The 8716-nt window shown below is 37.6% G+C and carries 8 protein-coding genes; 1 reads left to right on the top strand and 7 read right to left on the bottom strand.

What is annotated here, in order from left to right:
* The 4 genes from HYU69_01755 to HYU69_01740 form a co-directional block, all read right to left on the bottom strand.
* On the bottom strand, positions 1-507 hold a 507-nt coding region (locus tag HYU69_01755; protein MBI2269062.1), incomplete at its 3' end, for a hypothetical protein.
* 41 nt (positions 508-548) lie between these two features.
* Positions 549-965, bottom strand: a complete 417-nt coding sequence (locus HYU69_01750) for an acyl-CoA thioesterase (GenBank protein ID MBI2269061.1) — start codon at positions 963-965, stop codon at positions 549-551.
* A 66-nt stretch (positions 966-1031) separates the two neighbouring features.
* On the bottom strand, positions 1032-1181 hold the full coding sequence (locus HYU69_01745) for a hypothetical protein (protein MBI2269060.1): 150 nt from the start codon (positions 1179-1181) through the stop codon (positions 1032-1034).
* Positions 1182-1189: 8 nt separating this feature from the next.
* Entirely contained in the window at positions 1190-3091 is a 1902-nt protein-coding gene (locus HYU69_01740; GenBank protein MBI2269059.1) for a polysaccharide biosynthesis protein, read from the bottom strand.
* A gap of 274 nt (positions 3092-3365) precedes the next feature.
* On the opposite strand from HYU69_01740, the gene gcvT reads away from it, so the two are divergent.
* Positions 3366-4472, top strand: a complete 1107-nt coding sequence (gcvT, locus tag HYU69_01735; protein MBI2269058.1) for a glycine cleavage system aminomethyltransferase GcvT — start codon at positions 3366-3368, stop codon at positions 4470-4472.
* Between the two features lie 9 nt (positions 4473-4481).
* Here gcvT and HYU69_01730 read toward each other — a convergent pair whose 3' ends face one another.
* Genes HYU69_01730 through HYU69_01720 form a run of 3 tightly spaced genes read right to left on the bottom strand, consistent with a single transcriptional unit; the run spans position 4482 to position 8466 of the window.
* Complete coding sequence (locus HYU69_01730; GenBank protein MBI2269057.1) at positions 4482-4874, bottom strand: hypothetical protein; 393 nt, start codon at positions 4872-4874, stop codon at positions 4482-4484.
* Positions 4871-5509 carry a hypothetical protein gene (locus HYU69_01725; protein ID MBI2269056.1) on the bottom strand — a complete coding sequence of 213 codons (639 nt, stop codon included), beginning with the start codon at positions 5507-5509 and terminating at the stop codon, positions 4871-4873. Before HYU69_01725 ends, HYU69_01730 begins: the two co-directional genes overlap by 4 nt.
* A gap of 2 nt (positions 5510-5511) precedes the next feature.
* Positions 5512-8466, bottom strand: a complete 2955-nt coding sequence (locus tag HYU69_01720; GenBank protein MBI2269055.1) for an Eco57I restriction-modification methylase domain-containing protein — start codon at positions 8464-8466, stop codon at positions 5512-5514.
* Between the last annotated feature and the right edge of the window lie 250 nt (positions 8467-8716).

Here is an 8716-nt window from a genome sequence, read left to right as displayed (position 1 = left end):
GGTATTTGTTTTTCCGGGGCGTGTGTCCTGCGCGATGCAGGATACATTTTGAAGTTTACTGATATCCGTGGTTTGAGTCCATGTTGCACCGCCGTTTGTTGATCGCCAAAGGCCGCCGGAATTTGTGCCGGCCAGGATAATATTTTCATCGGTCACATCAATGGCTAAGGCACGTGTACGCCCTCCAACATTATAGGGGCCGCGGGGATTCCAGTTCACCCCTGCTGTTTTAAGATTTCCGGAAGCAAGCATCGCGTCATTGGGAAGGGTTCGTGCAAAAGCCAGTTCAAGTTCGCGTATATGATCAGGTATACGGCCGGTAGCCGGATCGCGCAGGCGCATTAATTCATAGTTATAACGGGCATCTGTGTCATCGGACGATCCGATGCTCATGGGTTCTCCGGCAGGCATTAATTTTATCTGTGTATGCGTGGATACATTATAAAGGAAAAGAGTTGCCACAAAAGCTATAATTGTGGAAAGAATAAACGAATATGATAGTTTCATTGAATTAAAATTTGATCAAATATAGTGAAAATGCTATTCGGTTACCCGGCCTGAAATGCTTCCATTTTCTGCTTCCACAAAGGGGGGATTTCAATTGTCTGGTTTGTTTTGTAGTTTATGCAAACCAAAACCGTCATGCCAGTGGCTACTTCTGTTTCCTGCCCGTTTTCCGACTTCACAATTGAGCAATTCATGTCAAAACTTTTAGTGCCAAAGCGTGACACCCATACATAAACAAAAACTTCATCTTCGAGCAGGATAGGCTGCTTAAAAGTTAGTTCAACTTTTGCCATAATAATTCCTTCTGTACTCCAGTCAATGGTTTTAGTGCCCATCACGGCTTTGAAAAAATTTACACGGGCCAGTTCAAAGTAAGTTAGGTAATTTGCGTTGTTTACATGGCCAAGTTTATCGAGGTCTTTGAAGCGGAGTTGTATTTGGGTTCTGTGGTGTTTCATAATATCAACGAATAACGAATAAAAAACGAATGTGCGAATAAGTCAGGGGAATAACTTCAGGTTAATTTATTGTTTTGCCGGAAGATTAATGATTCTTTTATGAACAACACCCTGATTTGTAAAGTTAATTAGCAATGCAAGTTTGTAATTCTTTGTTTTCAGATATTCCAATACCTGGTCGATATGTGACTTTGAAAATCGACTGTGTTTTTTCATCACGTTTTTTATTCGTTATTCGTTGATGGTGTATCCAACTTCTCGAATACGGAATTATTACTCTTATACTCCGGCACTATATGTTTCATCTTTCCAACAATTGCGAAGTTGTCCTGCTTATCAAATAATGATATCAGCGAATCAATTTCGCCGGAAATAATTTCGTAATCATATTCCCGCACTTTGGCGATAAGTATTTGCGCATGATGCGTTGGTACTATGTTCTCACTGTTGTTCAACAATTCTTCGTAAAGCTTTTCACCGGGGCGAAGGCCTGTGTATTTAATGTAAATGTCTTTGTCAAGTGTCATGCCTGACAGTTGTATCATTTTTTTTGCGAGATCCACGATCTTAACTGATTTACCCATGTCGAAAATAAATATCTCGCCCCCTTTTCCCATAGCACCGGCTTCAAGGACCAGCTGACAGGCTTCAGGTATGGTCATGAAATAACGGGTAATGTCGGGATGTGTAATAGTTACCGGGCCTCCGTTTTCAATTTGCTGACGGAAACGGGGTATCACGGATCCGCTTGAACCTAATACATTTCCGAAGCGGGTGGTAATGTATTTTGTGGTCGACTTTTTGTTCAACGACTGTACATAAATTTCCCCGATCCGTTTTGACGCGCCCATGATACTCGTGGGGTTTACGGCTTTGTCGGTTGATACCAATACAAATGTTTCAGCTTTGTATGTATTGGCGAGGTCGGCAATGATTTTGGTACCTAAAACATTTGTAAGTATTGATTCCGATGGATTGTTTTCCATCATGGGTACATGTTTATACGCGGCGGCATGAAAAATGAGCTGTGGTTTAAATGTGCTGAATAGCTTGTCCATACGCTCTTTAACGCGTATATCACCGATGACGATCTCGAATTGACCGGGTTTTAATTTTTCAAGTATTTCCAGGTCGATCTCGTAAAGCGGGGTTTCGGCCTGGTCGAGCAGGATCAATAATTTGGGTTCATATCGTATTACCTGCCTTACAATTTCACTGCCAATTGAACCGGCTGCACCTGTAACCAACACCACTTTATTGTGAATTTGCTGCCTGATATTATCCTCATTCAGTTTGATCGGGTCGCGTTCAAGTAGCTCTTCAATTTTTACTTTACGTATTTGTTTAAAACTAAGTTCGCCATTGATCCAGTTGTGTACAGGAGGTACATTCAAAACTTTGGTATTGTACTTTAAGCACAGTTCAATGATCTCCTGCTTGCGCGATGGGGGGATGTCCTGCATCGAGATAATGACATGCGCTATATTCCCTCCCTGTAGAAAAGTTTCGAGTTTATCGGCTGGGTGAATGGTAATACCTTCCAGTTTGCGATCTTGTTTCTTTTTATCATCATCAATAAAGGCCACCACTTTGTATTTCGTTCCGGCATCGCGGTCGAGTGTGCGTTTAGTAATAATTCCCGATTCGCCGGCGCCAAAAATAACGACATGACTTTTTCCGCGGCTTGGATTTTTAATTTCGAAGTAAAGGGCCTTGAACATCACGCGCAGACTGATCATCAGAAATGTGGTGGCCATGTAATCGATAATGATAATGGAGAAGGGGATAGGGAATGTATGGTTTACAAACCTGTAGTTCACTAAATTAAATAACACGAAAAATAAACTTCCGACAGTAACTACTATAAAGATCCGCTGGGCGTCTTTTGACCCTGTGTATTTTACAATGCCTTTGTAAGTCCTTGATATAACAAAGCTTAACGCGCGCGTTGCCAGTACAACCGGGAAAACTATTTTAAATGCCTGTATCTCAATAGGAGGAATGGAGAAATTGAAACGCAATAAATAAGCCAGAACAAGGGAAAAAAGGCATATTCCCAGGTCGATTGCGAAAATGATCCACCGTGGAGTATTCCGTTCAAATAGTATGTTTAAACGGTTTGTCATAGGTTGATAAATGCAGTTTTTTAGCCACTAAGGCACTAAAGCACCAAATAGCACTAAATTTTTTTGTGGGATTTAGTGTTTTTGTGTTTTGGTGGCATATATTTATTGCTTTCATAACCGCAGGATTTATTCGCATTAAACTGTATAGATAAAGATAGTACATTTCTTCTTTTTAATTCCGAATAGTTTATATTTGTACTCCATAAAAAAATCCTAATCTTGTGGTGAGCGAAGTCGAACCACCTTTAATCCAACAATCCTAAATCACTAAGTCATGGAAGCAACAGCAACAGAATTAAAATCGACAGCCTTAGAGCAAAAACATATTTCATTAGGAGCTAAAATGGTTCCTTTTGCCGGTTACAATATGCCTGTATCCTACACAGGTTTAAATGAAGAGCATGCTGTTGTGCGTAATGCGGTTGGAGTGTTCGATGTATCTCACATGGGCGAGTTTATCCTCAAAGGCGATAACGCGCTTGACCTGATACAGCGTGTTACATCCAACGATGCTTCAGTATTGACAGATGGAAAGGCTCAATATTCCTGTCTGCCAAATGATAAGGGTGGTATTGTTGATGACCTGTTAGTGTATCGTATTGACGCGAAAACATATATGCTTGTTGTGAACGCATCGAACATTGAAAAGGATTGGAACTGGATTCAAAAGTTCAACACTAAAAATGTTGAAATGCATAATATTTCTGATAAAACATCATTGCTTGCAGTTCAAGGTCCTAAAGCGGTTGCGACATTGCAAAAGCTAACCAGTGTTAAGCTGAGCGAAATCCCTTATTACAGTTTTGTAAAAGGCACATTCAATGGAGTGGACAATGTTGTTATTTCCAACACAGGCTATACAGGTGCAGGAGGTTTTGAGTTGTATTTTGAAAATAAAGATGCGGTAAAAATGTGGGATGCCATTTTTGAAGCCGGAAAAGAATTTGGAATAAAACCAATTGGTTTAGGTGCACGTGATACTTTACGTTTGGAAATGGGTTTCTGTTTATATGGAAATGACATTGACGATACAACATCTCCACTTGAAGCGGGTTTGGGTTGGATTACCAAGTTCACCAAAGAGTTCACCAATTCAAAAGCTTTGCAAGAACAAAAAGAAAAAGGCGTGACAAAAAAATTAGTTGGCTTTGAAATGATCGATCGCGGCATTCCCCGCCACGATTACGAAATAGCTGATGTAAGCGGAAACATAATTGGTAAAGTTACATCGGGCACACAGGCTCCGTCATTACAAAAAGGTATTGGACTTGGCTATGTGGCTACTGCTTTTTCAAAGGCGGGTTCTGAAATTTTCATCAAAATACGTGATAAGGCTATTAAGGCGCAGGTGGTGAAGATTCCGTTTTATGGGAAGAAGTAAGGTCATTATTTAAAATAACGACATCTGGCTGTCATCGTCAGCAGGGGTTTGCTTTTTAACACGCAATTGCTTGGTTGATTTGGTTCCTTCGGTGTAAATTTCCTGCCTCCCATCTGATTTAACAGTTACAGTTTCAACATCGGCAATAGCTAATTCAATTTCGGATAATGTGTCTGGAATATTATTTTCTGCTTTATATGTGCGGGCTTCAATTATTATGCGTTCCATAATATTTAGTAATTCTCCTGCTTTATCGTTACCTGCTTTTTCTGCAAGTAAGTATTGCTGATGGTTGATGCGTAAACGTTTTTTTAGTTTTGCAGCTGATTCTGAAGCATAAAGTTTTACCCACTTATCAAAGTTTTCTGTAGCAAGTTGTATTTTATACTCTGTGGGGGTCATCTCTTAAACTTCAATGGATTTTGATAATGGGTTGTTCCTGAACTATCCATAGAAATATTATCGTTAGATAGTATGGAGGAGTTATCTTTGTAAGATATATCGATTATTTTAATTGATTGGGTAAATTTTTCCTTGTGCTCAGTTTGCAATTTCAAAAAAGCATTTTTGCAACACGTCAAAAATGGAAATAAAAAAAGTGTATTAATTATTGGTTCACCCTTATCACTATTCGCTAAAGAATACCATTCAGAATTGTCTTTGCCAATCTTTAAATAATACCCAGCTGGAAGAGTTAAATTATGAACTAATTTGCTGCGATAGCTTTCATAAAAAGCTTCAAGTACTTTAGAATCTATATCGGAATTATTAAAATATTTTAATTTAATAATTCCGAATGTTTTTTTGTCGCAATCAACCTTAACTCCGTCAATTACTTCTCCATAGAATAGATTCCCAAAGGCATTAACAAAAGAAAAAAGTAAAATAGCTGCAGGATAACCAAGGCAACCCTCATCGTCATTATTCCATCCGGTAGTGTGCGCAGTTTTTGAATAATTTATTAACTCATCTACTGCAATCAATGTTTCATGCATTGCTTCTTTATGTAATTCAAATTTTTCTAAGTGAATAGCCATTTTTATTTTTCTTCTATTATTTTAATTTCTTCTTTCGTTAAATTATATAATTCGTAAACCAATTGGTTTATTTTTTCTTCGCTGTGAGCAATGTGCTGTTTTAGTTGCTCAACATTGCTTTGGAGTTTTGATACCTTTAGCTCCTCATTTGATGCTAATAGCGCATCCACATACTTTATAATTTCAGTTTTTGTTTTTTCTGAAACAATTGGAACTGGTACGGTTTCAACATATTGACTGAAAAACCTCAAATATCCTCCTTGAATACTATTGGTAATACTTGAAAAATAATACTGGAATAAATTTGAGTTAATGATAGCTAACAAATATTTGTCATCAATACCAATATTATAAACGGTATTTACTGAAAAAAATCCCTTTTTATCATAAATTGCCTGTGCTCTAAGTGCAATATCCGGATACATTATCTTTGGTGATTCAAACTTGATAAGATTGTCTGGGCTTGCTTGTAATTCATACCAAGCTTGTTTCCCAGCTCTTGCCTCCAATTTCTTTTTAAACCGATGTAAATGATTTTTTATGGATGGATAATTGGCTATATTCATCCCTCGAATTGTAATAATTAAAAATTTGTCGCTTTGAGGCAATTGATATCTTTTAATATCTCTTCCAGCTAAAAAAGGCTTAATTATTTCGACACATTTTTTATCTTCCTGGATGAGTTTTTTTCTTGTTTCATAATCAATAACAAAAGCTAGATTTTGTTCGTTTTCAGAAGAAAGATTCCAACCTGTATCATCAAGACCGTCTTGGTGTACAAGAGTTTGAGATTCGTTAACAATTTTTTCAAGAGTTGAAAACTGAAGTGTTTTAATATTCGCAACCTTAAAATGTTTGCTGGGGAAAGAGTTTCTGTATATTAAAATACAAGGATAAGCGATGGCTCCCTGAAAAACAGGTAAGTCGCCAAAATCCGTAATTTCTGTAATATCAATCTGCTTTAACCATTTTCTTAATGGTTCTCCATAGTTTGCCCGCATCCATTTGTTGGCAACAATTACTCCGAAGTATCCATCTTCTCTTAACAGAGATTTCCCTTTCTCAATAAAATAGGTATACAGATCACCTGCTCCGTGAAAAACCCGATAATGTTTTTCAAAATATTCTTTATAATCAGCGAGCAGCTCTTGTCTTACGTAAGGTGGGTTGCCAATAACAACATCAAAACCTCCTGCATCACCATATTCTACGATTGGTTCCTCAACTTTTCCGGATAGCTTGTCTAATAAATCATTTGAGGCAGTAGCTTGGTCTTTTACTTTGTTATAATGCTCTTTTAGTTCTTGTTTAGTTGCATCAATAGCAGATGGTCTTTTTTTGAATACGTCCGGAAATGCTTGTTTCCAATTAAATGGTTTAAGTTTTTTCTCTTCACCAAAATTTAACTCATCATCAAAATCTACTAAACTATTTCCGCATTTAATATTATTATCCAAATCGGGTAATACGCGTTCGTGAAAAACGCTTAACTGCTGTTTAACAGAAGCAGCTGTTTCACCATCCATACATTTAAGTAATAAACTAAGCTTAGTTACTTCTACTGCATTGGCATCAATATCTACACCGAAAATATTATTGAGTAGTATTTTCTTTTTCTCAATAGTGGTAAGAACCCCACTTGGTGAAAGTGGATTGTTGTTCCCTTTTTTATCTAAGTATCCTTTTTGTATGTACCAATTTGCATGATAGTTTAAAAGATAATGAAAAGCTCCCAATAAAAACGAACCGCTGCCGCAGGCAGGATCAACAATTTTTATTTTTTCAATTTCTTTGGGAGTTTTACCTTCAATTAATTTACCAACTGTATTTTTTACAATATATTCAACAATGTATTGCGGGGTATAAAATACGCCACCTGCTTTGCGTACTTCGGGCTTTTGCTCAATCCGTGCACTGTGCCCTGGTGTAATGCGTATTACTTTACCAAGGAATTGCTCGTAAGCATTACCAAGGATTTCAACCGGCATTACAGAAAATTCATATTCGCATTTTGGATAGTAAAGTTCGGAGATAATATATTCAAATACTTTATCAGGAATTTTAAGTCCGGGCGTTATGGTGTCTTTCTTGAAATCAAAGAGTCCGGAATTGTATTTATCATCCGCTTGTTTGAACAGGTCGATCAGGTGATTATACGCATTTCCTTTTATTTGCACTGCTTTTTGCAATTGACCGTATTGTTCAACTGCACGATCTTCGCAAAAGCGAAGGAATATTAAACGATCAATTGTTTGTTGAACAGCGTAATTAAGTTCTTCTTCGTTAATTTTTTTGTTGCTTGAAACAATGCTCTTCGCTAAATAGATGCGCCATTCATCAAGGCTGGCAACAAAATCTTTGTCAAGCGTTTGTGTTCCCTTTTTATGTGTATCGCTTTGAACAAATTTATCGAAGCGGCCTTTGGCAACGGCTTCACGAGAAAATGTGTCGTAAATAAAATCAAACTCGGAAGCGTACTGCTCAAAATTAATGAGTTTTAATCGTGCGTTGCTTGCACTATCATTATAGTTTGGTCGTTTAGTGCAATCGTAAACGATAAACTCTTCAAAATTTGTTAGTATTGAAACGGGGGTGTAGGCACTGCGTCCGTACCGCCTGATCTGATAGGCTGATTCTTTATTAACCTTTAACGGAACGGATGGTTTTTTCGCTTCAACAAAGAAAAGGCGTTTATCACTCCCGTTCATACGGAAACCATAATCGGGAGCTTTCAGTTTACCGTGAACTCTTGTTTTGTCTTCGTGTATTACTTCTCGGTATGCTTCGGCAAATCCTTGTTCGTTGTCAATATCCCATCCTAAAGCCTTGAAAAACGGATCAATGAAGTCGCGCCTTGTTTTTGTTTCGTTATAATCGGGCAAATGGTATTCCTCCCGATGTTCGCGGAACCGTTCAACAAGTTTTTGGATTATATTTTTAGCTTCTTCTTTAGTCATTTTTTAAGGAGGATAAATATACGATTTGAGGGGGTATTTTTGGGAATAAAAACGTAGGGGTTTTGAACAATTGGCTATATTCTGAAAGCCTTGACAGGAGTGTGTTTTATGTATTTTTAGGGTAAGGTTATTATACTTTTCAACAGGAATGCTATGGCATGAATACTGTCAGATCATAGTTTGTGTGGCTGTTCTTGTTCTTCGGGATTTGTCTACCGTTGATTTATTTTTAACAAATTGTGCCTAACAA

This window comes from Bacteroidota bacterium, from assembly GCA_016183775.1.
In the GTDB taxonomy this organism is placed as follows: Bacteria; Bacteroidota; Bacteroidia; order JABDFU01; family JABDFU01; genus JABDFU01.
The sequence above is the reverse complement of the archived record's forward strand: the minus strand, read 5'-3'. Positions and strand labels throughout refer to the sequence as shown.

Coding starts and splice junctions, on each gene's coding strand:
- HYU69_01750 (MBI2269061.1), bottom strand. CDS start 965: ATGAAACACCACAGAACCCAAATACAACTCCGCTTCAAAGACCTCGAT.
- HYU69_01745 (MBI2269060.1), bottom strand. CDS start 1,181: ATGAAAAAACACAGTCGATTTTCAAAGTCACATATCGACCAGGTATTG.
- HYU69_01740 (MBI2269059.1), bottom strand. CDS start 3,091: ATGACAAACCGTTTAAACATACTATTTGAACGGAATACTCCACGGTGG.
- gcvT (MBI2269058.1), top strand. CDS start 3,366: ATGGAAGCAACAGCAACAGAATTAAAATCGACAGCCTTAGAGCAAAAA.
- HYU69_01730 (MBI2269057.1), bottom strand. CDS start 4,874: ATGACCCCCACAGAGTATAAAATACAACTTGCTACAGAAAACTTTGAT.
- HYU69_01725 (MBI2269056.1), bottom strand. CDS start 5,509: ATGGCTATTCACTTAGAAAAATTTGAATTACATAAAGAAGCAATGCAT.
- HYU69_01720 (MBI2269055.1), bottom strand. CDS start 8,466: ATGACTAAAGAAGAAGCTAAAAATATAATCCAAAAACTTGTTGAACGG.